The following is a 25,058-nucleotide window of genomic DNA, read 5'->3' as shown; positions in this document are numbered from 1 at the left end:
CCTGTAATCCATACATCATGATGGGCAGATGGTGTTAAAATGGTGGCTCATTTGTTCTGTGTGCCATCATGATTTACATTCAAAACCTGACCTTACAACGCGGCAATAAAGTCTTATTTGACCAAGCCAATCTGACCATCAATCCCAATCAACGCATCGGCTTGATTGGTAAAAACGGAACGGGCAAATCGTCTTTGTTCGCCTTGCTCAAAGGCGAATTGCACAGCGATGGCGGCGATGCTTCTGTGCCTGCGCATTGGCTGCTCGCTTCTGTGGCACAAAACACGCCTGCATTGGATTGTTCAGCCATCGATTATGTCTTGCAAGGCGATGCGCAATTGCAACGTTTACAGGACGCTTTGAAACAAGCCGAAGACAGCAATAACGGTGAAGAAATGGCGCATGTGTTGGCACAATTGGACGAAATTGATGCTTACAGCGCGCCTGCTCGTGCGGGAAAATTGCTCAACGGTTTGGGGTTTTCCACCGAAGAGCAACAAAATGCCGTTAAAACTTTCTCGGGCGGCTGGCGCATGCGTTTGAATTTGGCACAAGCATTGATGTGTCGCGCGGATTTATTATTGCTTGACGAGCCGACCAACCACTTGGATTTAGAAACGGTGTTGTGGCTCGAGCAACATTTGGCGAATTTAAATTGCACTCAAATCATCATTTCGCACGACCGCGATTTTTTGAATGCTGTGACCAACACGACCGTGGAATTAAGCCAACAAAAATTGACGGTTTACGGCGGCAATTACGATTTTTACGAACAAGAACGCGCACAGCGTTTGGCACAACAACAATCAGCCTATGTGAAACAACAAGCGCACATTGCCCATTTGCAATCGTTCATCGACCGCTTCAAAGCCAAAGCCACCAAAGCCGTACAAGCGCAAAGCCGCATCAAAGCTTTGGCACGTTTGGAGCGCATTGCACCTGCCCATCTGGACAGTGAATTTTCCTTTGAATTCATTGAACCGGCACATTTGCCCAATCCTTTGTTGAAATTGGACGAGGTGGATTTGGGTTATGCTGACAAAACCATTGTGAAAAAAGTGTCGCTCTCGATAGAAAGTGGCGCGCGCATTGGCTTGCTTGGCGTCAATGGCAGCGGTAAATCGACTTTAATCAAAACCATTTCAGGCGAAATTCCTGCTTTGGCAGGTCAAATCATCCGTGCTGAAAAACTCAATATTGGCTATTTTGCCCAACACCAATTGGAAACGCTGCGCTCCGACCAAAGCCCGATTTGGCACATTCAACAATTGAGCCCGCAAGTGCGTGAACAAGAAATTCGCAATTTTCTAGGCGGTTTTCAATTTCAAGGCGAGATGGCGATGCAAGCGATTGCCCCGTTTTCAGGCGGTGAAAAAGCGCGTTTGGCTTTGGCGATGATTGTGTGGCAACAACCGAATTTATTGTTATTGGACGAGCCGACCAACCATTTGGATTTGGACATGCGCCACGCTTTAACAGTGGCTTTACAAAGCTTTCAGGGCGCTTTGATTGTGGTGTCGCACGACAGAAGCTTGCTCGAAGCCACGACCGATGGTTTTGTGTTCATTCACGACCATCAATTGCACCAATTTGATGGCGATTTGAACGATTACCGCCAATGGCGTTTGCAACAAGAACAAGCTGCCAACCAATCCACAGGCAACGCCAATGCCACGCCTTCGAGCAGCAGCAATCGCAAAGACCAAAAACGCCAGCAAGCGCAAATACGCCAACAATTATCACAACAAGCCAAGCCTTTGCAGAAAAAAATTGCCACCGCCGAAACGACAATGGCAAAATTGGGAGACGAACAACAAAGCTTAGAAAGCTTTTTGTCTTCTGAAGAAGCTTATGCGCCCGAAAACAAAGCCCAAATGCAGCAAAGTGCCACACGCTTGGGTGAAATCAAAGCACAATTGGCACAAATAGAAGAAGATTGGCTGATGTGGCAAGACGAATTAGAACAATTGACTGCCGACATACAAGCCCAATTCGGTGAATAATCAAACAGGAGTATGAACATGAAGCCCATCTTGTGGTTGGCTTGTGTCGGCTTTGGCATGTTATCGGTGTCTGCGGCACAAGCAAACGTTTATCATTGTGTGGTCAACGGTCAAAACGTCTACACCAATAAGCCCAGTGGCAATTGTCAAACGGCAAAATTAGAGAAAATTGGCTCTTATACCAGCGATAAAACGATTTTAGCTCGCCAAAATGAAGCCAATCATGCCAGCGCAGCCAATCCACCCGCTGCCGCACCCAAAGCTCGTACCCAAACCGCCGCCGCCGCGACACACGCAGCAACACCCGCGCCTGCGGCGGCCACTGCCAAACCTGTCAATCATCCGCAAAACCATCGTGACCAAGGTCGACGAGACATTCTCACCACCGAATTGTCCAATGAGAAAAAAGCCTTGGCACAAGCCCGTTTGGCTTTGAGCAATGGACGATTGATCCGCTCAGACAATGACCAACGCCAACAACAAAACTTGGCCAGCTTGCAACGTGCGGTTGATGATCGCATGCAAAACGTCCAAGCCTTGCAAAACGAATTGTCACGCATGTAATGCGATAGATTCAGAAAGCCTGACTGCATGCCTTTACCTACTGTGATTCGCCCTGCTACTGTTGCCGATTGTGATGAGATTTATCATGCCCATTTGTATGCGGTGCGTTATACCTGCGCCAGCACATACAATGACACGATTTTGAATGCGTGGTCTGTGTTGTTGTCGCCTGAGAGCTATTTGGAAACCATGACTTTGCCACACAAAGCCTTATGGGTGATTGAATACAAAGGGCATGTACAAGGCTTTTTCCAGCTCGATACCCAAGAAGCACAATTGGATGCTTTGTATGTGCATCCGTTTGTATTCAAACAAGGCTTGGGTACGGCTTTGCTACAAAGAGCTGAAAAAGTCGCGTTTGATGCAGGTTTGGGCTTTGTGAAACTGTATGCATCGCTCAATTCAGTGCCATTTTATGAACTGAACGATTACCATGCTTTGGGTGATGCCGAATTGAATTTGAATGAACAAGTGACTGTGCAATGCCAATTGATGCGCAAACACTTAGACATACATGGTTAAACCCATTAAAAAGCGTCCTGTAAAGTTTACAGGACGCTTTTAATCATCTGTTGTCGCAGCATCAAGACCCACAACCTGCGTCACCCAACACATCTTGTTGTAAATAATGCTGCAATGCATGTCCACGCAAACCTTGGCTCAATCCCACCCATACTTTGGCATAAGCGGTTTCCACTGTCCAAGCTCCCGCCATAAACACCTTCGCATCTAACAAAGCTTTGGAAGCTTCATATTGCGCTGCGACATGTCCATCAAAAACTTGTGAAACATTGATAATCATACCGCCTTGCGCTTGATACGCTTGCATCACTTGCACATCTGCTTGGCTAAACCAACCATTGCCATGACCAAAACTTTGCAAAATCACGGCATCTGCACCGCTGTGCAAAATAGCACGCAGCGCCCATTGCTCACTTGCTGGCACGCAATAATGACTGGCGATACGAATATTGGGGTTGAGCGGTGTCATAGCAGTTTTTGGCATCAACGCCACATTGGTTTCGCATAAAGATTTCAACCATAAAGCGTTTTGAAATTCATTCAAAGGTGGGTGATGCTTATTGGCAAAACCATCCAAACTTTGTGTGCTGATTTTACGGCTGCCAATGGCTGCCAACATTTGGTTTGCAAACACCACACTCACTTGTTTGGGCGCGGCTTTTTGCAACAATGCTTGTACCGCCGCTTCTAAATTGGTTTCAGCATCGCCATTTTCGGTGCCCAACGGATATTGCGAACCTGTCAACACCACAGGCACACGCAAGCTGCCCATTGCCAACGCCAATACATTCGCCGTATACGCCATCGTATCGGTGCCATGTAAAATCAAAATGGCATCTGTATGAGTTTGCTGTTGCAACCATTGCTGCCATTCGCACCAATGCACTTGTGTCACTTGCGATGAGTCTATCAATGGATGACACACCGTCACGTCAAAATCGGCTTGTGTTTGATAAACCTTCAAAGCTTGTAAAACAGTCTCTTGGCTCGGACGCAAACCATTCTCACCCGCATACATGCCGATTGTACCACCTGTGTACAACACGGCTATTTTCATTTTTTCATTCATTTTGCATTGTCTTATTCAATTTTATTTCAGCACCATACAAAAACCAAAGCGTCCTGTAAATATTTACAGGACGCTTATTTAGAATAGATATAACCTAATTTATGAATGCAACCAATAACGGTGTAAAGCGCGAGCGCTGCTGTCCAATGCCCAACCAATCACGCCAATCAAAATAATCGCCGCCATCAATTCTGAATAGGCCAAACGGTCGCGCGTATCCAAAATAAAATAACCCAAACCTTCGTTCACGCCCAACATCTCACATGGTACGAGCACAATCCACACCACGCCTATGGCCAAACGCAAACCAGTTAGAATCGGGCCTATGATGGCGGGCAAAGTGATTTTAGTCAGCATTTCCCAACGTGTGGCACTTAAAGATGCACCCAGTTGCAACCAATGCGGATCAATGTTTTTAACACCTGTGGCAGTATTCAAAATAATCGGCCAAATCGCTGCAAAGGTCAGCAAAAAGTAAATCGGCGCATTGCCAATGCCAAAAAGCATCACCACAATCGGCATCCATGATAATGGCGAAATCATGCGCAACAATTGAAACGAGCCGCTACTGGCCGTCTCCAATAAACGCGATTGTCCAACTGCCAAACCAATGGGCACGCCCAAAGCCAAAGCCAAACCTAAGCTAATGCCCACACGCTGCAAACTGGCTAAAATATGCTCAGTCAGTAAATTTTCAGCCAACAAATGGTATAAATGACTGAATGTCGCCGTTGGTGATAATAATTTTGCCAATGGCAAATTTTGCCCCAAAGCCGCCACGCCCACCGACCACAACAGCAACAAAACCGCCAAACCTGCAAGGTTCAACAACAAATTTTTCTGATTCATACAAAGACCTTACACAATGATGGTTTCTTGGCGTTGCAAAGATGGCGGTAAAGCAAATTTTTCAAACGCATTTTGGCGCTGCAAAGCCGCTTTGACAAAACGTGTGTCCACCAAATCTTGCGCCACTTGCTTGCCATCCAAATCATTTAAGAACGTGTTCACACCAGCAATATGCGTTTGTTGGAGCATGTCTACCAAGGATTCGGTATAACTTGGGAAAGGATATGGTTGAAAATCAATGCGGTGTTGCTGCCAATCGGGATGGCGAATGATGCCGCTGTCGACATACGATTGCCATTGCGCACTGTCAGGCGACAACACGCGTTGCAACACTTTTTCTTCGTGTGGCGTGAATTTGTTTTGCCCTTGCTTACTCATCAAATGCGCGGTTTGGGCGCGGTTTGCATTTGCCCACAATTGCGCTTCAACCAATGCATCCACCACCGAACCGACCCATTCAGGACGGTTTTGCACATCGTGTTCGTGCATCAGCGTCACGCAACACGCATGATCGCGCCAAACATCGGCACTGAAACGCAAGATTTTGCCCACGCCTTTGACTTCCGCCACCGCATTAAACGGCTCTGCCACGATGAAACCTGCAATGGTTTTGGCAGCCAACGCCGCCACCATGTCCGCAGGTGCCATCACCGACAAACGCACTTCTTGCGCATTTTTAGGCGTTTTTTCAGTAACTTTCAGGCCGCTTTCACGCAAAATATGCTGCAACACCACATTGTGTATCGAATACCAAAATGGAATGGCGACGGTTTTGCCGCCCAAATCTTGGACGCTGTTGATGTCCAAACCAACGGTTAAAGCCGAGCCTGCCATGTGATTCCACATCACCACTTTGGCAGGTGCAGTTGAGCCGTAACGCGTCCAAATCGTCATGGGAGACAACAAATGCACCACATTGACTTGGCCTGAAATGAACGCTTCCACCAATTGCGCCCAACTGCGAAACATTGCCGCACGCTCAACTTCCAAACCACGTTTTTCAAACAAGCCTTGGTCTAAAGCAACCAATAAAGGCGTGGCATCGGTAATCGGCAGATAACCAATTTTCAGCGGCGCATTCGGTTGTTGGGCAAAACGCTGTCCACAAGCTTGTAAGAGCGGCAAACTGCCTGCCATACTGAACAAACTGGCGAGCTTTAAAAATTCACGGCGATTTCTTGGCATCATGAGCAAGCGTCCTTAAATCACAAAATCAACAGTGGCCGTTTGCAATTGCTCGCCTTTGGCACTTTGTAAGGTACGCAAAATGTCTGCGCGCTCGTGTTGCAATTGCAATAAAGCCTCTTCACCCTCGCCTTGGCGATGCACAGTCCATTCACCAATCGTGCGGCCGGGCATTTTACCAATCAACACAATGCGCTGCGACACGAGCAAAGCTTCATCAATGTCATGCGTCACCAGCACAGCAGCAGCTTGGTGTTTGTCAATCAAACGCGTGAGCAAACCTTGCATTTGTGTGCGCGTGATTTCGTCCAGCGCACTGAATGGCTCATCAAGCAAAATGATTTGCGGCTGACGCGCCAAAGCACGTGCCAAAGCCACACGCTGCGCCATACCGCCTGACAATTCGCTCGGATACAAAGCACCCGCATGTGCCAAATCCACATCTGCCAAAGCTTCGGTAATGCGCTGCTCGGCTTCTTCTTTGCTGATTTTCGGTTGGTCTTTGAAACGCAAACCAAAACCAACATTCTCACGCACATTCAACCACGGCAATAAAGACGGGTTTTGAAACACAAATGCCAAACGAGGATGTGGTTGGGTAATTTTTTGGTCGAATAACGACACTTCACCGCTTTCAGGACGCTGCAAACCCGCCATCACACGCAACAACGATGATTTGCCCACGCCACTGGGGCCAAGCAAAGTCACCAACTGACCTTGAGCCAATTGCAAATCAAAGTTTTGCAAAATGCGCTTGAATTGACCATCTTTTTGCTGATAGCCAAGATTGATGTTGTGAGCATGTAAAACAGTCATGAAACGGATTCCAAGCAATTAATCGGGTAAACGGGTGAAAAACTCTTTGTCGATACCGCAATCAGGGCATTCCCAATCCTCAGGAATGTCTTCAAACAACGTGCCTGCAGTCAAACCATGTTCTGGGTCGCCCACAGTTTCATCGTAAATCCAGCCACAAGGCTCACAAATATAACGTGCCATTTTTATCTTAACTTTCTGCTGTTGCCGCTTGTATCAACTCGCATTCGAGCTTGGCAATTTCTTTGCGCAAATGTTTGATGGCAGGAGTCACAATCGCCACGAACATCGCTTCACGGTTGCGTCGCTGCGCAGGATGGCGCATCAAATAACCCTTAGCACCTGCATGCAACGCCGCCGACTGTGCCGCAGCCAATGACAATTCAGACGCCTCCAAACGGGTTTTGCACACCTCCAACATCGACACATCGCCTGCATCGGCTTGCTCAGCCAAGCGCACCGTCGCTGCCCAATTGTCAGCCAATTGTGCTGCTGTTTCGGCTTCGCCATCGTCCAAATATTGATTCACATGTGCTGTGACCACATTGCTTTCACGCATGATGTCGATGCAACCATCCACCACACCCGCACCCATACCAATTTGCAACAAAATAAAGCCCGGTTTAATCGCTTTGATGAAATCAGCAAATTGATGTGTGTCTGCCAATAAATCGGCTTCGGTAATCACCACATCTTTGAATTTCACACCCAAAGTGCGCGTGCCTTCCAAGCCGCAAAACTCAGGACAATCACGCAAAGTCACACCATCCATATGCGTGCCCGTCATGAACATCACAAATTCGGTTTCACTCACTTGCGCTGTTGCTGCCCAAACATGACCTTCACCAATGTTAGATACCCACGGCAACATGCCGCTGACCACATAACCATCATCGGTTTTTTGTGCTTTGAGCAAATGTTTTTCAATGCCAGACAAATGTTTGACGGTGTTGGACATGCCTGTGCCTGCCAATACATTCGCTTGCAACACATCTTTCAAATAACGCTCACACACGCCAGCATTTTGACTTTGGTGTAAATACCAAGCACATGCGCTTTGGCACCACGCCATAAATGCTGTAGAACCACACTCATGACCGATGCGGCGAATGACTTCAATTTGCGCCGCCAAGCCCAAACCCAAACCGCCTTCAGCCACCGTTCCCAATGCCGCAAAACCACCCAATTCACCCACGCCACGCAAATAATCAGCAGGATAAAAACCTTCGCGGTCGATTTTTTCAACCAAAGGGCGCAATTGAGTTTGAGCATGCAAACTCACCGCTTGCATCAAAGATTCACGAGTCATGGAGGGTGTTCTTTCAAAAAACAAATATCAAAGACAACAAATAAAAAAGCGTCCTGTAAGCGTTTTACAGGACGCTCACACAATCAATGCATCAATTAAGCAAATGCTTGCAATTGTTCATTGATTTCAGTTTGAGCCAAATTGTTGGTGTAATTGCAAAGCGTTGCCAAAGCCACACCCAACACCACTTCAACGGCTTGTTGTTGGTTGTAACCTGCGGCAAAAAACGCAGCCAATTCTTCGTCACTCACTGCACCTTTGTTTTGCATCACCGCAACGGTGTAACGTGCCAAAGCGTTCAATTTAGGTTCTTGCGCCGCAAAGTCTTCTACCGCGCGAATGGCAGTCAATACTTCCTCAGCAAACAATTTTTTAAGCGTTGAGATTTTGGTGTGACCTGCCACGCAAAAACCACATTCATTGATGCGAGCAGCCGTGATTTGTACCACTTCGATTTCCGCGGCAGACAAGCTGGTGCGTGCATTGATTTTGCCCACTTCTTGGTACATTTCCAAAGCCGTTGGTGCGTTAGACAACACACCAATTAAGTTGGGAATGAAACCATTGGCTTTTTCAACCGCTTCTACACGGGCTTGGGCATCGCTAGGGGCAGTGGCAACGGTATTGATGGTTAAACGAGACATTCTTGAGCTCCAATTTATGATGTTAATATATTATTTACTAACATCATATAGGAAGCTTGTACAAGAAAAAAGGAACTTTATTTCATACCTATATACTCAAAAAAGCATATGGATTTAAAAACAGATTTTAAATCCATATGCTCAACAGAAAAATACCATTGATAATGCATTGTTTCATTGAGAAGAATAAAACAATGCTTTCAAAAAGCATATGCAATTTTATGATCAAAGGCTGATTATGACACTTTAAACGCCGAACGAGACAACACGCTAATGGCAATGATGGCGCACAAAGTGGATGCAAACATCATTGCAGGCATCACCGTCACATTGCCTGCTGTTGTTGCATGCAATTCAGCAGTACTCCAACCAATCAAAGCCGCAATCATCTGCATACACGCACCTAACAATGCATTGGCGCTGCCCGCTTCGCGACTAAAGTAAGACATATAAATTGCCTGATTGGATGGCACAATCAAGCCTTGTGCACCAATAGTTAGCATCAACAATAAAACCATAAGTGGCAATGGCGGCAAAGCCACCAAACTCCATCCCAGCAACACGCTTGCTGCAATCACTTGCACTGCCAAGCCCGCACGCAATAAGTTTTTTGGGGCTGAGCCTTTTTTCAAACGCCAAGCCGTCATTCGGTTAAACGTTGCCATTGCAATGATATTGAACATGAATGCCCATGCATATTGGGTCTGATTCAAACCATAATGGTGTTGGTAAACCCAAGACGACTCCGTCAAAAACACAAACATACAACTGAAACAAAAGCCTTGTAACAACAAAAATCCCATGGCTTCTTTGTGTTTCAGGACGCTTTGATAGCGGCTAAAAACACCACTCCAAAACGCTTCATTGGGTTCTCGTTGTGGCTTATTGTGTGGCAAATATTGGTACATACATCCTAGCAAAGCCACACCATACAATAGCAAAAAACCAAAGATTGCTTGCCAACCCCAAATTCCTTGAATCAAAGCACCGACCATTGGTGCAATCGCAGGCGCAATCATAATGATAATGCCAATGGTGGCAAACATTTGCGCCGCTTGGGAACCTGTATAACGATCACGCACCATCGCTGGCACAATCACCGTTGCCATACCCGCACCCGCACCTTGAATCAAGCGCAATGCAATCAAGTGGTCGGCTTGGCTGGTTTGTGTAATCCATGCCGTGCTGATGACAAAAATCAACAAACCCACCAAACAAATCGGTTTGCGCCCTTTCAAATCTGACAAAGAGCCCCCAAACAATTGCCCTAAAGCGGCACCCACTAAATACACACTCAAACTTTTTTCAATGGTATGTACATTGCTGTTCAAAGCCTCTGCCATCATAGGCATGGCAGGCAAATAAGTATCTATAGAAAACGGCATAATGGCGACCAGCAAAGCCAATAATAAAGACAGTTGTTTGTCGCTCAATTTCGATTTTGTAACAGGGATATCAGAATGGTTCACGGACACAAATCACCAAAAGAAAAAAGATTTCGGTACTGTCCGAAATCTTTACAATAAAACAAGTATGTTACCTAAAAATGCTTAAGCCTGCAAAAAGCTTACACAATATTGGTATTAAGCAAGCTGAATATGGCGTAACCAACAATCAAACAAAACCACATACCAGCTGAAAAATAAGAAGCATATATGCCAATTCTTGCTGCTTGTTCGCCATAAAATGTTTCAGGATTTTGAGAGATTTCGCGCAATGCCGATTGACCACTCAACACGCCTGCCCATGATGCGATCATCGGCAAGATGGTATAGGACAAGAGGGTAAACAACACACATAAATAAATATGGCTGTTCAATTTGGGTTTTTGAATCATGGGCAGTATTATCGTTATTTTTTACATCAATTAACGTAATATTTTACACCAAAAAACATAAAAATCCGAAACATTTTACAATTAAACAAATTAAAACAAGCAACAACCGTGAATATGGCTCTTATAGACTACATTCAAAGCCATCTAAACCAGTCATACAGCGAAAACCATCTTATGACATCAACCAACTATTCCTCATTCAACTCACAAAATACCTCATGCAAACCCATCTTCACGCCATCAACATCATTCACAAACGACCAACAATGTAGTCCTTAACCACACGAAAACACAAGCCAATTAATGTTCATGGCTTTAATTTTATCTGTCAAAAAAATGGCAATAATTAAAATTTTCATACGCTAAAATTTCAATAAAACCACCCAGTCTTTATCATGTCACGCCTTGTATCAAAGCCCAACCAAACCAAACGACAAAACCAATGAGCAAAGTCACACAAACCAATTGCACATACGACAAAATCAAGCCTAATAAAGCCATAATACTACTGGTCTCATGTGGTCTTTCTAATAACTGCCCTCTGGCCAAATGGCCACAAATCACACCCACAATCGCTCCTAAAATAGGAATAATCACCCAAGCCGCCACACCTGCGACCAAGCTGATAATCGCTAAGGTATTGTGTGGTTCATCTTGGTAAACTTGCACTTTTTTGTGTTCAGACTCCATTTTTACGACCTCTTTCATAGAATCATCTTGCTTTGAAATCAAGGCACAAGATGGAAATAATCAGATTTATCACACACTGCCATACAAACAGGTTACCATTTAAGGTTCAGTAACCAAAATAATACTAAGGAAAACAAGCATGAGTATGGTGCGTTTGATTTCACCTTCTTTCTTCTCAACCAAGCAACAAATTTTGCAAGCCATTAGCGAAACGTCTGCAAATTTGGTGGTTTTGCCAACTTACAACCCAAGCCTAAGTCACATCAATAGTGACTATGTGTTTGAGTACCCAAGTGTGGAAGAAATTCAAGCCGTGTTACACAAAGGCCAAAAAGTGTATTGCCAGCAAGTGCGTGTCGGTCACGCACCCAAACATGTGTTGGTCAGCCGCAAAGATGTGGATTCATTGGGTCGTGAATGTAGCATTGAAGAAATCACCCAACAAGGCGACAAATTCATCAAGCGCATCAACAAAAAACGAGTATTGAATGTGCGTGGTCATCAAGTTTCTTTTGCGTTTGGCGATGAAATCCATGCTTTGCATGCAGATTTATACGCAGGCTTACAGGCCGATGTCTTGATTTACCCAAGCCAAGTGCGCCCGACATCATGGGTCAAATTAGGCAAAACCATCAAAGCCATCTCTGAACATACCAGCGTTGCATTTGTATCTTTAAATGACAGCGACAATGCCAAAACTTTGAGCAAAATTAAAACCAGCACCAAATTATTCAATCAAGGCGTGGAAAACACCGATGCTGCGACTTGGGACAGTGCTAAAAAATTGTTCTGCGTGGATATTCCATTGGACGATTAAATAAACATTTTCAAGCCAATAAAAAGCGTCCTGTAAACAGTTACAGGACGCTTTTTTAATACTGATGAATCAATCAAACAAATCGCGTAATTTATCCATGAATGATTTTTGGCGCGGGGTTTGTGAACGCTCTTGACCCGTTGAAATGGTTTCAAACTCTTCCAACAATTCTTGTTGACGTTCGGTCAAATTCACTGGCGTTTCTACCAAAATATGGCAATACAAATCGCCGACTGAACTTGAGCGCAATGATTTGATACCCTTGCCTTTAATGCGCATCTTACGACCGTATTGGGTTTCTGGTGGAATTTTCAATTTCACACGTCCGTCAATAGTCGGCACTTCCACTTCACCGCCCAAAGCTGCGGTGGTAAAACCAATCGGCACTTCACAATGCAAATCAATGCCATCACGTTCGAAAATCTTGTGTTCAGCCACTTCAATAAACACATACAAATCGCCTGAAGACGCACCGTGCGTACCTGCTTCGCCCTCACCGCTCAAACGGATACGGCTGCCTGTATCCACGCCAGCGGGGATATTGACATCCAAAGTGCGACTGGTGCGAACTTTGCCATGACCTTTACATTTGATACATGGGTCTTTGATTTCCACGCCTGCGCCTTGGCAAGTCGGGCAAGTTTGCTGTACTTGGAAAATCGCTTGTCGAATGTGTACCGAACCTGAACCATGACAAGTATGACAAGTTGTAGGTGTACTACCAGCTTTGGCACCTGTGCCATGACAAACATCGCATTCATCGTGTGTGGCAAACGTGATTTGCTTTTTCACGCCATGCGCGGCTTCTTCCAAAGTGATGCGCAAATCATAACGCAAATCAGCACCACTATAATCAGGTTGACGCGAGCGACCACCACCGCTACCTGCGCCACCAAACATTTGGCTGAAAATATCGCCAAAATCGCCATTAAAACCACCACCACCGCCAAAGCCGCCACCAAAACCACCGCCGCCCATATTAGGATCTACACCGGCATGGCCATATTGGTCGTACGCTGCTTTTTTATCAGGCGTGGACAAGATGTCATAAGCTTTCTGAATTTCTTTGAATTTTTCTTCAGCTTCTTTGTTATCTGGATTGCGGTCAGGATGGTATTTCATCGCCAATTTGCGGTAGGATTTTTTAATTTCCTCATCGCTGGCGCTTTTCGATACACCCAACACTTCATAAAAATCACGTTGACTCATGTTCGTTGGTTTGGCTAAATGGTTGAGAATGGGGTACAAATATGGGTGCAAACTCAAATTACAAGAGCCGCACCCATAAATTGTTGTGAATTAAAGCGTGGTTAAGCTGTTTTTATCTGCGTTTTCAGACTTATCAACACCTTCTTCCATCATCATAGGCTTTGTATCTTCTATGATGATTGCTTCAGCTTTAAGGCTTTCATCCGATACAATAGAAGCGTCCTGTAAAACAGTATTATCCTTCTGAGTCTCTTGACTAACTGGGCTTGACGCTGTCACGATTGTCTCCGATTCACCAGCAGAAGCGGCATCTGCTGATTCTTGCGCTTGCTGTGCTTGCACATCTTCTAATTCCTGCGCGACCAACACGCTGCCCATGCCTGCATTCACTGGCATAGACACATAACGACCCCGTTTTGCCAAAGGAATCACGGCTTGAGTCAAAGCGAAGACCAACAAAATCCCAGCCAATACCAAGTATTGCAATACAAAGCCTTCTGCACCCATATATTTCATCAAAAAGCCCAATAACAAAGGCGATAAAAATGAACCAATACAATAGCTGAACAACAAACTGCGACCAACCTCTACCACATTGGAGTGCGCAGGAATACTGTCGTTGGCTCGAGCGGAACTCAATGAATACATGGTAAACACGCCACAACCCATCAAAAATGCCGAACCAATTAATACATATTCATATTGCCCCAAGGTCCACATCAAAGCAGCCGCCACAATGGCAAACGATGAAGCCAAAATCAAACCTGCTCGACGACCAAAGCGATACGAGAATTTCCCCATTGGAATTTGAATCATCAAACCTGCGGTCATGGCTGCCAAAATAAAATACGATGCCACTTGATTGTCCAAGCCACGCAAAGACACATACACAGGCGCCATCGTGATAAAGCCACCGACCAAGAAACCCGCTACCACCGTCCCAAGCAAGGCCAATGGCACGACTTCCCACAATTTTGGAAAACTGATGCCCATTTTATGGGGTAACTCAGGCTGTTCGGTGCGCGTGAGCATGATGGGAATGATGGCACCCACCGCCAATATGGCACACAAAACATACATAGATGCGGCACCAATAGGATAAGCAATGACCAATGATGCGACCATGAACGCCATGTAAAAAACCATGGTATATACTGCCAAAATACTGCTGCGGTTTTTGTTGGTAGAACGGGCATTGAGCCAACTTTCCACCACCATTAACAAACTGTAATCGGCAAAACCCAATATCACACGAAAACCCACCAAAGCATATTCATTTTTAACCAAAACATGCATTAAAATACTGATGACAACCAATGCCGTAAACAATGCAAAAGCGCGGATATGACCCACTTTGGCCACCCAACGCTGCGCGGCAATGCCACTGAGCAATGCACCAAAATAAAAACCTGCATTGATTAAGCCAATTTTTTCAGAACTCACACCTGCATTGGCCAACTCAATATTGGAAAAAAAGATGAACAAACCGACGCCGATGAACAACACCGAGACCGAGGTAAACAATGAAGACAAAGCCATTATGGATTTCATAAATCATTCCAATATCATGTTAAACAAATACCAACCTGCATTATTACAGAATCTCTACCGCTTCCTAACATAGCCATACAAGAAAGCCCATTTTTAAAGGATTTTGCATGCGTTTATACGACAACAGCCGCACTGTAGCCAATGAAGATGCCATTTTGGTGGATTTTCAACAACGCAGTAGCACCGTTTACCAAAACCATCCCAACCACACACTGACTTATGGCACCCACCCACGCCAAAACATAGATGTATTTGAATGCGCGCGTGAACAAGCGCCCGTATTGGTTTTTATTCATGGAGGCTATTGGCAGTGGTGCTGCAAAGAGGATTTTGGTTTTATCGTGCCATCTTTATTGGCCACAGGTTTGGATGTTTTATTGTTGGAATATCCATTAACACCTGATGTCTCGTTTGAACAATTGGTTCAAAGCGTTGGACAAGGTTTGGATTTTTTAGCACAACAGCCACAATGGCAAAACCGCCAAGTGTATTTGTGTGGTCATTCTGCGGGCGGACATTTAAGCGCACAATGGCAACACCATGCTTGGGTCAATCATATTATTGCCATCAGCGGCCTGTATGATTTACAACCTTTGGTGCATACCCATTTGAACGAAGCTTTGAAACTCAGTAAACAAGATATTGTGCAATACAGCCCAAGTCGCCACACAGCCAGTACCAAGCCTTTGCACATTGCTTATGGCTTGGAAGAACTAGACGAGTTGCAATGGCAATCGAGTCATTATGCTGAACAACTGATGCAACAAGGTTTTCATCCCATCGTGCACCCGATGACTCACACCAACCATTACACTATTTTAGACAACATCTTCAATACGACCGATGCTACATTGGCGCGCTTATTGGAAATAACTCAAGCATAAATAATACAGGACGCTGATGTGACTCAGCGTCCTGTAAAATCAAACCATCCAATGAATGACTTAAACTTGCTCTTGCTCTGCTTGAGTCAAAGTTTCAGGTGCTTGTGGTTTGCGACGCAACACATAATACAAACCGACCAAAGCGATGGTGAATGGTAAGCCAAACAACAAAGTGGATTTGAATACATCAGTCATATAAGTGGTCAACATAATCGCCAACATCAACACCGCACCCAAAATCGTACCAACAGGGAAACCAGGGACACGGAAACTCAACACACGACCTTCTTTTTCAATTTGACGACGGAAAAAGAAATGCGTCACAAAAATCATGCCCCAAGTGAGCATCGCCCCAAACATCGACAAAGAAATCATCACTGGGAAAGCCGCCTCAGGATTGATGCCATACACAATAGAAGCCACCGCAATGCCGCTGGCTGACAAAATCAACGCATTCATCGGCACACCATTGGCTTTGATTTTACCGAACATTTTCGGCGCATCGCCTGCGCGTGACAAACTGAACATCATGCGAGTAGAAATGTACAACATACTGTTCATCGCTGACAAAGCTGCAATAATCACAATAAAATTCAAAATGCCATCAGCAAACGGAATACCCAACTCTTGCATCACAGTAATGAATGGACTGCTCGCACCTTTAGCCACCAATGCCGTCCAAGGTACCAACATTACAATCAAACTCAATGATAACAAGTAAAAAATTACCAAACGATATACAGTGGCACGAAAAGCTTTGCGCACCGACTCTTCTGGGTTTTCAGCTTCGCCTGCTGCCACCGCAATCATCTCAATACTCAAATAACTGAAAATCGAAATAATCACACCAACCCAAATACCCCAAAAACCATTCGGAGCAAAACCTTCATGTGCGGTCAAATTCTTCATGCCATCGCTGATGCCATGTTGACCAAACAACACAATCACCGCCAATAAAATGAACGCCAAAATTGCAAACACTTTCACCGATGAAAACCAATACTCCACCGAACCAAAAGCTTTCACACTGTAAGCATTCACACCAATCAAAGCCGCAGAAAAACCCACAATCCACCACCATGAAGCCACATCAGGAAACCACATTTTCATGTATTCCGCCACTGCCGTCACTTCTGTACCCACTGCCAACACAATACACGACCAATAACTATACCTCACCAAAAAACCCGCCAACGGACTGATATAATGCTCGGCATAAGCACCAAACGAACCTGAAGTAGGATGGGCAATCGTCATTTCAGCCAAACATGCCATCAATAACAAAGCAATCACACCGCCAATGGCATAACTGACAATCACCGCAGGCCCTGCAAAACTGATGGCAAACTTACTGCCCAAGAATAAACCCGTACCAATGGCGCCACCGATGGCAATCATGCTCATTTGCCGTGCAGTGAGCTTTTTGTGCAAGCCCGCCTCACGGGCTTGAATTTTATCAAATTGACTCATCTAAACTTCCTTCTGACATTTTGTAATTTTGCTTTTTGCTTTTGTAGTATTGCTACAAAAAAAAGCGATGCTTATTTGTTAACCATCGCTTTTGATTGAATCAGATTAAGTCACAGCACCACGACGGTGAAAATGGGCTTGATTCCAGCTGCCTGTGTCTAAAATATTTTTCAAATGTTGTACCGCATCCCAAATGTCTTCATGGCTCAAATAAAGTGGTGTAATACCAAAACGCATCACTTCAGGCTCACGATAATCTCCCACCACACCACGCTCAATCAATGCTTGGATGATGGCAAAGCCATGTTCATGACGCAAACTCACATGGCTACCACGAATGCTTTCATCACGCGGTGTCACCAAAATCAAGCCATGCTCACCACACTCTTGTTCTACCAAATCAATGAACAAATTGGTCAAAGCCAAAGATTTGCTGCGGATTTGGGACATCTGTGTTTTTAAGAACACATCCACGCCACACTCCACCAATGCCAAAGAAGTGATTGGCTGTGTCCCACTCAAATAACGGCGTATGCCTTGAGCAGGCGTGTAATCGGTCGCCATATCAAACGGCTTAGCATGTCCCCACCAACCAGACAAAGGCTGACCGACTTGGTTAACGTGTTTTTCAGGCACCCACACCATCGCAGGCGCACCAGGGCCACCATTCAAATATTTATAAGTACAACCAATAGCAAAGTCAGCATCGCTGCCATTCAAATCAATTTCGACCGCACCAATAGAATGACACAAATCCCAAATAACCAAAGCACCGTGAGCATGAATTTGAGCGGTGGTTTCTTGCATAGGCCATAAATAACCGCTGCGATAATTCACATGTGACAACACCACTGCCACCACTTCATCACTCAAAGCGTCCTGTAAATCTTGTGGGCCATCAATCAAGCGCAACTCATAACCACGCTCTAACCATGCTGTCATGCCTTGAATGATGTACAAATCGGTTGGAAACGCCTCACGTTCAGCCAAAATGATTTTGCGTTTGCTGTCATCTTGTTGAATTTTCAAAGCTGTTGCCAACACTTTGAATAAGTTAGAGCTGGTAGTATCGGTCACAGCCACTTCACCCGCTTTCGCACCCACCAATTGCGCCACTTTGTTACCAATGTGCAAAGGCAGCTCCCACCAACCATGCGTGTTCCAGCTGCCAATTAAATCTTGTTCCCACTCTTGGCGCACAATGTGGTTAACACGCTCTAAAGCAGCATGTGGGCGCACCCCTAACGAATTGCCGTCCAAATAAATGGTGTTCGAAGGCAATGCAAATTCAGATTTCATCGACGCCAAAACGTCTGTCTCGTCCAATTGGCGGCAATATTCTAATGTCAACATACTCTTTTCCTCTATTTCTCAATGGAATGTGTGATTTAAATCGTTTTTCAACGGTTCGATGCAAAAGACATGCATGCCACCACTTCTTGTGGCGGTTGTGGCAATTTGTGTCTTGGCATCAAAAATGAGGTTAATTCTGAAATTTCTTTGAATATCATGTGGCTTTCAGCAGCGGCTTTCAAATAACCTGCACCAGTGCTGCCGCCTGTACCCACACGTTTGCCTATTGTGCGACCGACCATATGAATGTGGCGATAACGCCATAAAGACAATTGTTCGTCAATTTCCAACAACAAATTGAGCAATTCATATGGCAATTGCAACAAAGGATGGTCACGGTACATCATGATGAACAACGCATTTTTGCTCGCCAATTGGCTCAAACGCCGTTCTGTCGGATAAGTGTCTTGCGTCATAAACAATTGATCAAACACCGCTAAATTGTTTTGCTCACCCTCAGACAAATCTTTGGCATACGTATGACGCAACTGCTGCCAAAAACCCCAATCTTTCTCATGGCTTGTAGCCCATGCATTGTGATGTTCGGCCAAAGGCATGCGTTCTAACCAAACATTGAGCAAGGACAATAATGACGTTTCACTTTCTACCGCTTGCACACGCACACGATCTTCTTCACTCAATTGCGACAAATAATATTCTTGCCCGTGTCGGCTTTGGTATTGCAAGCCCAATAAGGCTTCAATGATTTTGAACTGTATGCTTTGGAAACCCGATGCTGGGCGCAGAAAATCGCGAAAATCCAAAAAATCCAATGCCGTCATGGTTTCTAAAACTGAAATTTGCTTGACCAATACTTCTAAAATCTCACACACCCGTTTTAAACGACTCACTGCATTGTAAACATCAGGCGCATTATCAGACACATTGGGCTGCGCAAAAATATCACGCACAATGTTGATTTCATGCAATATTTGCTTAAACCAAAGCTCATAAGTTTGGTGGATAATGATGAACAACATTTCATCATCAGCACGCACACCCTCTTTGACGCTTTCAGGTGCTTGAGCATTGAGTATTTTCTCTAATTGCAAGTATTCTGCATAATAAACAGGCGGGCGTTCATTTTTCATCATAATCTCAATAAGATATTAAATTCACTTAAAAAATTTTTATTTTTTACTACAAAATCATAAATCAGTGTAGCATAAGCCTTCATGCAGAATATTGCATATATATGACATGGAAAATAGTATTTTCAAATAATATTCTAATTAATAGCTTATTTTTCGCAGGAGTAATGATGTTAGACCAAACTGACTTTAAAATCCTTCGCCACTTACAAACCAATGGCAGACTCAGCAATCAAGATTTGGCCGATATGGTTGCTTTATCCCCTTCTGCTTGCTTGCGCCGCGTCAAAACATTGGAACAAGCTGGGTATATTCAGGGCTACCATGCTTTGCTCAATGCGAAAAAATTAGGCTATACCGTTGAAGCTTTTGTACAAGTGCGCATTGATCAAGGTGCAGACGATTGGCATCAATGTTTCCAAGATGCAATCGAACAATTGGATGAAATTTCTGATGCTTATGTGATTACAGGTGGCTCCAATTATCTGCTACACATTCGTACGCAAGACTTTGAGCATTTTTCAGAATTCATCGTCCACACTTTGAATCAAATCAAAGGTGTGCGTGACATACAATCGAATATGGTGATGATGAGTTTGAAACGCAACGGGCGTTTATTGCCATTGCAACACAAGAAAATCAAATGATTTGTCAGACATAAAAAAGCGTCCTGTAAATGTTTACAGGACGCTTTAAAAACCGAATACTCAGTTTAATTAGTGGTGATGACCACCTACACCGTGTACATGACCGTGAGCAGTTTCTTCTTCAGTCGCTTCACGCACTTCTACGATTTCTACTTCAAAAGTCAAATCTTCACCAGCCAATGGGTGGTTAGCGTCCACAATCACCAAGTCGCCTTCTACGGCTTTAACAGTGATGATTTGCACGCCTTCTGGTGTACCTGCTTGAAATTGCATACCAGGCTCAATCACATCCACACCTTGGAATGCTTCACGCGGCACTTCGTTAACCAATTGCTCATGGTATTCGCCGTAAGCTTCTGCAGCAGGAACATTCACAGTCAATTTGTCACCAGCGACTTTACCTGCCAACTCTTTTTCCAAACCAGGAATGATGTTACCTGCACCGTGCAAGTAAGGCATAGGATGCTCTTGAGATTTATCCAAAACTTCACCAGCTGCATTGGTCAAGGTGTAATGGAAGCTAACTACTTTGCCATTCTCAACGGTCATGATATGTTTCCTTCAAGTTAAATATCGTGGCATATTACCGTGTTTTGGAAACATTACCAATACTTATACTGCATTGACTCTATAGTTATTGCATCTGCTCTAATTTTTTCTGATGCGCCTCAGCCGCCTCATTTAATTGCCGCTCTATGGCTTTGTGTTGTAACTCATCTGGCTGTGCAGGATGGTTGGACCACGCTTTTTGCATGGATTCTTGTGCTTTTTGATATTCGCTATTTGGATTTTGATACAATTGTTCGGCCGCTTTTTGCTGTCCTAACATCACATAACCAAGCGGTATGAACAAAGACAACACCAAAGCCACGCCACCACCCACATAACGCCAATCCGTTCCTACTGACAATCGATTTTTTTCACGAGTACGCGCCTTAATACCCATTTTTTGATTGTATTGAGCTCGTCTTTTATCATGTAATAAATAATTGCTCGCCAATTGCAAATAACGCTCTTCCACATTGCCTTGGCTTCTTGCCAACCGAATGGCTCGCTCGATAGTCAAGCGATCTGCATTTTCTGGTATGTCTAATAACTCATATAAATTGACCATTGCACCATTCCTTTACACCTAGACAGCACTGAACACGAGCTAACCATAGTTTACAATGTTACCGCAGTTAACAACCGTCCTGTTTGCATAAAGCTGGCCACATTGTCCAACAACAACGTATCCATGTCTTGACGGGTTTCCAAAGTCGCACTGCCCATATGTGGCGTTAATACCACCGTACCATTTTGCAACAATGCAGTCGGTATATTAGGTTCGTATGCATACACATCCAACGCCGCACCCGCCAGTTGCTTGGTTTGCAAAGCCTCAATCAACGCCACTTCATCAACAATAGAACCTCGAGCAATATTGATTAAAAAACCGTTTTCGCCCAAAGCTTTCAGGACGCTTGCATCAACCAAATTGCGCGTTTCATTGCCGCCCGGGCAAGCAATCACCAAAAAATCAGCCCAAGTTGCCAATTCAGACAAATCATTAAAATAAGCATACGCCACATCCGCCACAGCTTGTCGATTGTGATAGGCAATGTTCATACCAAAACCTTCGCCTCGCTTGGCAACTGCCTTACCAATGCGACCCAAACCCAAAATACCCAAGCGTTTGCCGCTGACACGCGTACTGTTACCAAAACGCTGTTTACCACCCCAAGACAAACTGCGCACATAGCGGTCTGCCGCACTGATGCGTCTGGCAACATCTAAGATTAATCCCCATGCCAAGTCAGCCACACAATCGGTCAATACATCGGGCGTATTGCTCAAAACAATGCCGCGTTTTTGCAAATCTGCCACATTGATGGCATCGTAGCCCACGCCAAAACTGCACACTGCTTTCAAATTCGGCAAGTATTCTAATTGGGTTTGAGTCAAACCAAACTGTGCCGATGTCACCACCAAATCAAACCGATTGCCATTTTGGCGCAAATATTCGTCCGCTTGTGTTTGTTGCCACAAAAATGTGGTGTCATAGCCACTGGCCAAAGCTTCATTAACATCATTTGACAAACGTCCAAGCTGTAATATGCGCATATTTATCCCTTTGTATTGAATCAAAACACCGTCAACGGTCATTTGAATTTTTTTAACTGATTATTTTTTAATATAAAATTTTATTACATTGCGGTGCAATAGAAATTGCATCATGGTTTTTTGAATGGTGCTATAATGTACTGTTACAAAAAATTCATTAGATATCAACGAGATTATGAGCAAACAAATTCGCAATATCGCCATCATTGCCCACGTCGATCATGGCAAAACCACATTAGTGGACCAATTATTACGTCAATCAGGTACATTTAGCGCTCACCAACAAGTAGATGAACGCGTAATGGACAATGGCGACATCGAAAAAGAACGTGGCATTACCATTTTGGCAAAAAACACTGCCATTGATTACGAAGGTTACCACATCAATATCGTTGACACTCCAGGACACGCGGACTTCGGTGGTGAAGTTGAACGTGTATTGGGTATGGTTGACTGCGTGGTATTGTTGGTGGATGCGCAAGAAGGTCCTATGCCACAAACCCGTTTTGTGACCAAAAAAGCTTTGGCTTTGGGTTTGCACCCGATTGTTGTAGTAAACAAAGTAGACAAACCAGGTGCGCGTCCTAGCTGGGCGATTGACCAAACATTTGAATTGTTCGACAACTTGGGCGCAACCGACGAACAATTGGATTTCCCAATTGTTTACGCTTCTGGCTTATCTGGCTTTGCCAAATTGCAAGAAGAAGACGAATCAGACAACATGCGTCCTTTGTTTGAAACCATTTTGAAACACACTCCAGAGCCAGCTGGTTCGGCTGACGAAGTGTTGCAATTCCAAATTTCACAATTGGATTACTCAACCTATACAGGTCGCTTGGGTATTGGTCGTATCTTGAACGGTCGTATCAAACCAGGTCAAATCGTGTCTGTGATGCAAGCTGATACACAAATCGCTCAAGGCCGTATCAACCAATTATTGGGCTTTAAAGGTTTGGATCGTGTGCCTTTGGAAGAAGCTGAAGCTGGCGACATCGTCATCATTTCAGGTTTGGACGACATCAACATCGGTGTGACCATTTCTGACAAAGAAAACCCTAAAGGTTTGCCAATGTTGTCTGTGGATGAGCCGACTTTGACCATGGACTTCATGGTGAACACTTCACCTTTGGCAGGCACTGAAGGTAAATTCGTTACCTCTCGCCAAATCCGTGACCGTTTGACTCACGAATTGTTGACCAATGTGGCATTGCGCGTGGAAGACACTGCCGATGCGGACATCTTCCGTGTGTCTGGTCGTGGTGAGTTGCACTTGACCATTTTGTTGGAAAACATGCGTCGTGAAGGTTTTGAAATGGCTGTTGCCAAACCTCGCGTGGTATTCAAAGACATCGATGGCGTGAAATCTGAGCCTTACGAAAACTTGACCGTAGACATGGAAGACAACACCCAAGGCGCGGTAATGGAAGAATTGGGTCGTCGCCGTGGTGAATTGGTGAACATGGAAAGTGATGGCAAAGGCCGCACTCGTTTGGAATACAAAATCCCAGCACGTGGCTTGATTGGTTTCCAAGGCGAATTCATGACCATGACCCGTGGTGTGGGTTTGATGTCTCACGTCTTTGACGATTACGGTCCTGTCAAAGCTGACATGCCAGGTCGTCATAATGGCGTGTTGATTTCTCAAGAACAAGGCGAAGCCGTGGCTTACGCATTGTGGAACTTGGAAGACCGTGGTCGTATGTTTGTGAGCCCAGGCGACAAATTGTACGAAGGTATGATTATCGGTATTCACAGCCGTGACAACGACTTGGTGGTTAACCCATTAAAAGGTAAAAAATTGACCAACGTTCGTGCCTCTGGTACTGACGAAGCGGTTCGTTTGACCACACCTATGAAATTGACTTTGGAAAGCGCGGTTGAATTCATCGACGATGATGAATTGGTAGAAATCACACCACAATCAATCCGTTTGCGCAAACGCTACTTGAGCGAAACCGAACGCCGTCGTCATTTCAAAAAATTAGACTAATGCTCTCACGTTGATGTCTCACCAGCGTCCTGTAAATCTTACAGGACGCTTTTTAATCCGCTTTTTAAACACGCTTTAAACCACTTTTACCTGTACAAACCCTATTTATAATCACAAAGCTTTATGATGCAGCCTTTCTCCCAAAGTCCGCACTCAAAATACATGAAAAAACTCTTTTCACTGTTGCTCGTTCTCAGCTTGCTTGTCATCTTCGCAGCCGCAGCTTATTCTGCTTATTTTTTCTATCAAAAACAGCAACAAATCAGCCAGCAACAACACGTGACCATCACGCATGAAGGCGTATTAACCAAAATCCAAGAACTCAATCGCTTAGAAACCATGGCTTTTCACATCGACACCGTGGTGCATTCTGAGAAACAAGGCAATTGGTATAAATTATGGCAAGACCATGAAAAAGGTGTAATGACCCACTAAATTTCTGCTCAGGTATTATT

At 44.6% G+C, this 25,058-nt stretch carries 26 protein-coding genes; 8 read left to right on the top strand and 18 right to left on the bottom strand.

Going from position 1 to position 25,058, the window contains the following annotated elements:
* The first annotated feature begins 68 nt into the window (after window positions 1-68).
* From ADP71_RS02875 to ADP71_RS02865, 3 genes are read left to right on the top strand one after another with little or no spacing between them, the layout of a single operon-like run.
* A complete protein-coding gene (locus ADP71_RS02875) occupies window positions 69-2,003 on the top strand; it encodes an ATP-binding cassette domain-containing protein (RefSeq protein WP_019957454.1) in 1,935 nt (644 codons plus the stop codon).
* 18 nt (window positions 2,004-2,021) lie between these two features.
* A complete protein-coding gene (locus tag ADP71_RS02870) occupies window positions 2,022-2,567 on the top strand; it encodes a DUF4124 domain-containing protein (RefSeq protein ID WP_104931456.1) in 546 nt (181 codons plus the stop codon).
* 27 nt (window positions 2,568-2,594) lie between these two features.
* Window positions 2,595-3,089: a GNAT family N-acetyltransferase gene (locus ADP71_RS02865; RefSeq protein WP_019957452.1), complete on the top strand. Its 495-nt coding sequence runs from the start codon at window positions 2,595-2,597 to the stop codon at window positions 3,087-3,089.
* Window positions 3,090-3,150: 61 nt separating this feature from the next.
* Here the strand turns inward: ADP71_RS02865 and ADP71_RS02860 are convergent, their stop codons facing one another.
* The 10 genes from ADP71_RS02860 to ADP71_RS02815 all read right to left on the bottom strand — a co-directional run bounded on the left by ADP71_RS02860 (window position 3,151) and on the right by ADP71_RS02815 (window position 11,488).
* The gene (locus ADP71_RS02860) at window positions 3,151-4,146 is read right to left on the bottom strand and encodes an asparaginase domain-containing protein (protein WP_051082968.1); all 996 of its coding nucleotides are present in this window, start codon (window positions 4,144-4,146) and stop codon (window positions 3,151-3,153) included.
* A 111-nt stretch (window positions 4,147-4,257) separates the two neighbouring features.
* Window positions 4,258-5,007, bottom strand: coding sequence for an ABC transporter permease (locus ADP71_RS02855; RefSeq protein ID WP_019957450.1), 750 nt, complete (start codon window positions 5,005-5,007; stop codon window positions 4,258-4,260).
* A 9-nt stretch (window positions 5,008-5,016) separates the two neighbouring features.
* Window positions 5,017-6,195, bottom strand: a complete 1,179-nt coding sequence (locus tag ADP71_RS02850) for an ABC transporter substrate-binding protein (RefSeq protein ID WP_019957449.1) — start codon at window positions 6,193-6,195, stop codon at window positions 5,017-5,019.
* A 12-nt stretch (window positions 6,196-6,207) separates the two neighbouring features.
* On the bottom strand, window positions 6,208-7,008 hold the full coding sequence (locus ADP71_RS02845; protein ID WP_019957448.1) for an ABC transporter ATP-binding protein: 801 nt from the start codon (window positions 7,006-7,008) through the stop codon (window positions 6,208-6,210).
* A gap of 18 nt (window positions 7,009-7,026) precedes the next feature.
* Window positions 7,027-7,191 carry a rubredoxin gene (locus ADP71_RS02840; RefSeq protein ID WP_104931455.1) on the bottom strand — a complete coding sequence of 55 codons (165 nt, stop codon included), beginning with the start codon at window positions 7,189-7,191 and terminating at the stop codon, window positions 7,027-7,029.
* 7 nt (window positions 7,192-7,198) lie between these two features.
* The gene (locus ADP71_RS02835) at window positions 7,199-8,317 is read right to left on the bottom strand and encodes an acyl-CoA dehydrogenase family protein (protein ID WP_104931454.1); all 1,119 of its coding nucleotides are present in this window, start codon (window positions 8,315-8,317) and stop codon (window positions 7,199-7,201) included.
* Between the two features lie 95 nt (window positions 8,318-8,412).
* Window positions 8,413-8,961, bottom strand: coding sequence for a carboxymuconolactone decarboxylase family protein (locus ADP71_RS02830; protein ID WP_104931453.1), 549 nt, complete (start codon window positions 8,959-8,961; stop codon window positions 8,413-8,415).
* Window positions 8,962-9,197: 236 nt separating this feature from the next.
* Window positions 9,198-10,430, bottom strand: a complete 1,233-nt coding sequence (locus ADP71_RS02825; protein ID WP_051082966.1) for a multidrug effflux MFS transporter — start codon at window positions 10,428-10,430, stop codon at window positions 9,198-9,200.
* A gap of 98 nt (window positions 10,431-10,528) precedes the next feature.
* A complete protein-coding gene (locus ADP71_RS02820) occupies window positions 10,529-10,798 on the bottom strand; it encodes a hypothetical protein (RefSeq protein WP_104931452.1) in 270 nt (89 codons plus the stop codon).
* Window positions 10,799-11,191: 393 nt separating this feature from the next.
* Entirely contained in the window at window positions 11,192-11,488 is a 297-nt protein-coding gene (locus ADP71_RS02815; protein WP_019957442.1) for a DUF4190 domain-containing protein, read from the bottom strand.
* A 139-nt stretch (window positions 11,489-11,627) separates the two neighbouring features.
* Between ADP71_RS02815 and ADP71_RS02810 the strand changes: the two genes are divergently transcribed.
* Window positions 11,628-12,305, top strand: coding sequence for a hypothetical protein (locus ADP71_RS02810; protein ID WP_019957441.1), 678 nt, complete (start codon window positions 11,628-11,630; stop codon window positions 12,303-12,305).
* 69 nt (window positions 12,306-12,374) lie between these two features.
* Here ADP71_RS02810 and dnaJ read toward each other — a convergent pair whose 3' ends face one another.
* Both dnaJ and ADP71_RS02800 read right to left on the bottom strand, forming a co-directional pair.
* Window positions 12,375-13,514, bottom strand: coding sequence for a molecular chaperone DnaJ (gene dnaJ / locus ADP71_RS02805; RefSeq protein WP_026353404.1), 1,140 nt, complete (start codon window positions 13,512-13,514; stop codon window positions 12,375-12,377).
* A gap of 90 nt (window positions 13,515-13,604) precedes the next feature.
* On the bottom strand, window positions 13,605-15,065 hold the full coding sequence (locus tag ADP71_RS02800; protein ID WP_171460876.1) for an MFS transporter: 1,461 nt from the start codon (window positions 15,063-15,065) through the stop codon (window positions 13,605-13,607).
* Window positions 15,066-15,172: 107 nt separating this feature from the next.
* On the opposite strand from ADP71_RS02800, the gene ADP71_RS02795 reads away from it, so the two are divergent.
* Window positions 15,173-15,949 (top strand): alpha/beta hydrolase, encoded by a 777-nt coding sequence (locus ADP71_RS02795; protein WP_104931448.1) that lies wholly within the window; start codon window positions 15,173-15,175, stop codon window positions 15,947-15,949.
* Window positions 15,950-16,009: 60 nt separating this feature from the next.
* Here ADP71_RS02795 and ADP71_RS02790 read toward each other — a convergent pair whose 3' ends face one another.
* From ADP71_RS02790 to ADP71_RS02780, 3 genes are all read right to left on the bottom strand, one after another.
* Window positions 16,010-17,419, bottom strand: a complete 1,410-nt coding sequence (locus ADP71_RS02790) for an amino acid permease (protein ID WP_019957437.1) — start codon at window positions 17,417-17,419, stop codon at window positions 16,010-16,012.
* Window positions 17,420-17,524: 105 nt separating this feature from the next.
* Window positions 17,525-18,772, bottom strand: a complete 1,248-nt coding sequence (gene kynU / locus ADP71_RS02785) for a kynureninase (RefSeq protein ID WP_104931447.1) — start codon at window positions 18,770-18,772, stop codon at window positions 17,525-17,527.
* A gap of 47 nt (window positions 18,773-18,819) precedes the next feature.
* Window positions 18,820-19,863: a tryptophan 2,3-dioxygenase family protein gene (locus ADP71_RS02780; RefSeq protein ID WP_171460875.1), complete on the bottom strand. Its 1,044-nt coding sequence runs from the start codon at window positions 19,861-19,863 to the stop codon at window positions 18,820-18,822.
* A gap of 170 nt (window positions 19,864-20,033) precedes the next feature.
* On the opposite strand from ADP71_RS02780, the gene ADP71_RS02775 reads away from it, so the two are divergent.
* Window positions 20,034-20,510: an Lrp/AsnC family transcriptional regulator gene (locus ADP71_RS02775; RefSeq protein WP_104931446.1), complete on the top strand. Its 477-nt coding sequence runs from the start codon at window positions 20,034-20,036 to the stop codon at window positions 20,508-20,510.
* Between the two features lie 69 nt (window positions 20,511-20,579).
* Here the strand turns inward: ADP71_RS02775 and ADP71_RS02770 are convergent, their stop codons facing one another.
* From ADP71_RS02770 to ADP71_RS02760, 3 genes are all read right to left on the bottom strand, one after another.
* Window positions 20,580-21,059 (bottom strand): FKBP-type peptidyl-prolyl cis-trans isomerase, encoded by a 480-nt coding sequence (locus ADP71_RS02770; RefSeq protein ID WP_019957433.1) that lies wholly within the window; start codon window positions 21,057-21,059, stop codon window positions 20,580-20,582.
* 85 nt (window positions 21,060-21,144) lie between these two features.
* Window positions 21,145-21,624: a hypothetical protein gene (locus ADP71_RS02765; RefSeq protein ID WP_019957432.1), complete on the bottom strand. Its 480-nt coding sequence runs from the start codon at window positions 21,622-21,624 to the stop codon at window positions 21,145-21,147.
* A gap of 50 nt (window positions 21,625-21,674) precedes the next feature.
* Window positions 21,675-22,613: a 2-hydroxyacid dehydrogenase gene (locus tag ADP71_RS02760; protein WP_171460873.1), complete on the bottom strand. Its 939-nt coding sequence runs from the start codon at window positions 22,611-22,613 to the stop codon at window positions 21,675-21,677.
* A 175-nt stretch (window positions 22,614-22,788) separates the two neighbouring features.
* Here ADP71_RS02760 and typA point away from each other — a divergent pair, with 175 nt between their 5' ends.
* Together typA and ADP71_RS02750 are read left to right on the top strand one after the other, a co-directional pair.
* Complete coding sequence (typA, locus tag ADP71_RS02755; protein ID WP_019957430.1) at window positions 22,789-24,603, top strand: translational GTPase TypA; 1,815 nt, start codon at window positions 22,789-22,791, stop codon at window positions 24,601-24,603.
* 162 nt (window positions 24,604-24,765) lie between these two features.
* Window positions 24,766-25,038: a hypothetical protein gene (locus ADP71_RS02750; RefSeq protein ID WP_158667080.1), complete on the top strand. Its 273-nt coding sequence runs from the start codon at window positions 24,766-24,768 to the stop codon at window positions 25,036-25,038.
* The last annotated feature ends 20 nt before the right edge of the window (window positions 25,039-25,058 follow it).

This window comes from Vitreoscilla sp. C1, from assembly GCF_002951955.2.
Taxonomy (GTDB): domain Bacteria; phylum Pseudomonadota; class Gammaproteobacteria; order Burkholderiales; family Neisseriaceae; genus Vitreoscilla; species Vitreoscilla stercoraria.
This window is presented reverse-complemented; position numbering and strand designations above follow the sequence as displayed.

Coding starts and splice junctions, on each gene's coding strand:
- ADP71_RS02875 (WP_019957454.1), top strand. CDS start 69: ATGATTTACATTCAAAACCTGACCTTACAACGCGGCAATAAAGTCTTA.
- ADP71_RS02870 (WP_104931456.1), top strand. CDS start 2,022: ATGAAGCCCATCTTGTGGTTGGCTTGTGTCGGCTTTGGCATGTTATCG.
- ADP71_RS02865 (WP_019957452.1), top strand. CDS start 2,595: ATGCCTTTACCTACTGTGATTCGCCCTGCTACTGTTGCCGATTGTGAT.
- ADP71_RS02860 (WP_051082968.1), bottom strand. CDS start 4,146: ATGAAAATAGCCGTGTTGTACACAGGTGGTACAATCGGCATGTATGCG.
- ADP71_RS02855 (WP_019957450.1), bottom strand. CDS start 5,007: ATGAATCAGAAAAATTTGTTGTTGAACCTTGCAGGTTTGGCGGTTTTG.
- ADP71_RS02850 (WP_019957449.1), bottom strand. CDS start 6,195: ATGATGCCAAGAAATCGCCGTGAATTTTTAAAGCTCGCCAGTTTGTTC.
- ADP71_RS02845 (WP_019957448.1), bottom strand. CDS start 7,008: ATGACTGTTTTACATGCTCACAACATCAATCTTGGCTATCAGCAAAAA.
- ADP71_RS02840 (WP_104931455.1), bottom strand. CDS start 7,191: ATGGCACGTTATATTTGTGAGCCTTGTGGCTGGATTTACGATGAAACT.
- ADP71_RS02835 (WP_104931454.1), bottom strand. CDS start 8,317: ATGACTCGTGAATCTTTGATGCAAGCGGTGAGTTTGCATGCTCAAACT.
- ADP71_RS02830 (WP_104931453.1), bottom strand. CDS start 8,961: ATGTCTCGTTTAACCATCAATACCGTTGCCACTGCCCCTAGCGATGCC.
- ADP71_RS02820 (WP_104931452.1), bottom strand. CDS start 10,798: ATGATTCAAAAACCCAAATTGAACAGCCATATTTATTTATGTGTGTTG.
- ADP71_RS02815 (WP_019957442.1), bottom strand. CDS start 11,488: ATGGAGTCTGAACACAAAAAAGTGCAAGTTTACCAAGATGAACCACAC.
- ADP71_RS02810 (WP_019957441.1), top strand. CDS start 11,628: ATGAGTATGGTGCGTTTGATTTCACCTTCTTTCTTCTCAACCAAGCAA.
- dnaJ (WP_026353404.1), bottom strand. CDS start 13,514: ATGAGTCAACGTGATTTTTATGAAGTGTTGGGTGTATCGAAAAGCGCC.
- ADP71_RS02800 (WP_171460876.1), bottom strand. CDS start 15,065: ATGAAATCCATAATGGCTTTGTCTTCATTGTTTACCTCGGTCTCGGTG.
- ADP71_RS02795 (WP_104931448.1), top strand. CDS start 15,173: ATGCGTTTATACGACAACAGCCGCACTGTAGCCAATGAAGATGCCATT.
- ADP71_RS02790 (WP_019957437.1), bottom strand. CDS start 17,419: ATGAGTCAATTTGATAAAATTCAAGCCCGTGAGGCGGGCTTGCACAAA.
- kynU (WP_104931447.1), bottom strand. CDS start 18,772: ATGTTGACATTAGAATATTGCCGCCAATTGGACGAGACAGACGTTTTG.
- ADP71_RS02780 (WP_171460875.1), bottom strand. CDS start 19,863: ATGAAAAATGAACGCCCGCCTGTTTATTATGCAGAATACTTGCAATTA.
- ADP71_RS02775 (WP_104931446.1), top strand. CDS start 20,034: ATGTTAGACCAAACTGACTTTAAAATCCTTCGCCACTTACAAACCAAT.
- ADP71_RS02770 (WP_019957433.1), bottom strand. CDS start 21,059: ATGACCGTTGAGAATGGCAAAGTAGTTAGCTTCCATTACACCTTGACC.
- ADP71_RS02765 (WP_019957432.1), bottom strand. CDS start 21,624: ATGGTCAATTTATATGAGTTATTAGACATACCAGAAAATGCAGATCGC.
- ADP71_RS02760 (WP_171460873.1), bottom strand. CDS start 22,613: ATGCGCATATTACAGCTTGGACGTTTGTCAAATGATGTTAATGAAGCT.
- typA (WP_019957430.1), top strand. CDS start 22,789: ATGAGCAAACAAATTCGCAATATCGCCATCATTGCCCACGTCGATCAT.
- ADP71_RS02750 (WP_158667080.1), top strand. CDS start 24,766: ATGAAAAAACTCTTTTCACTGTTGCTCGTTCTCAGCTTGCTTGTCATC.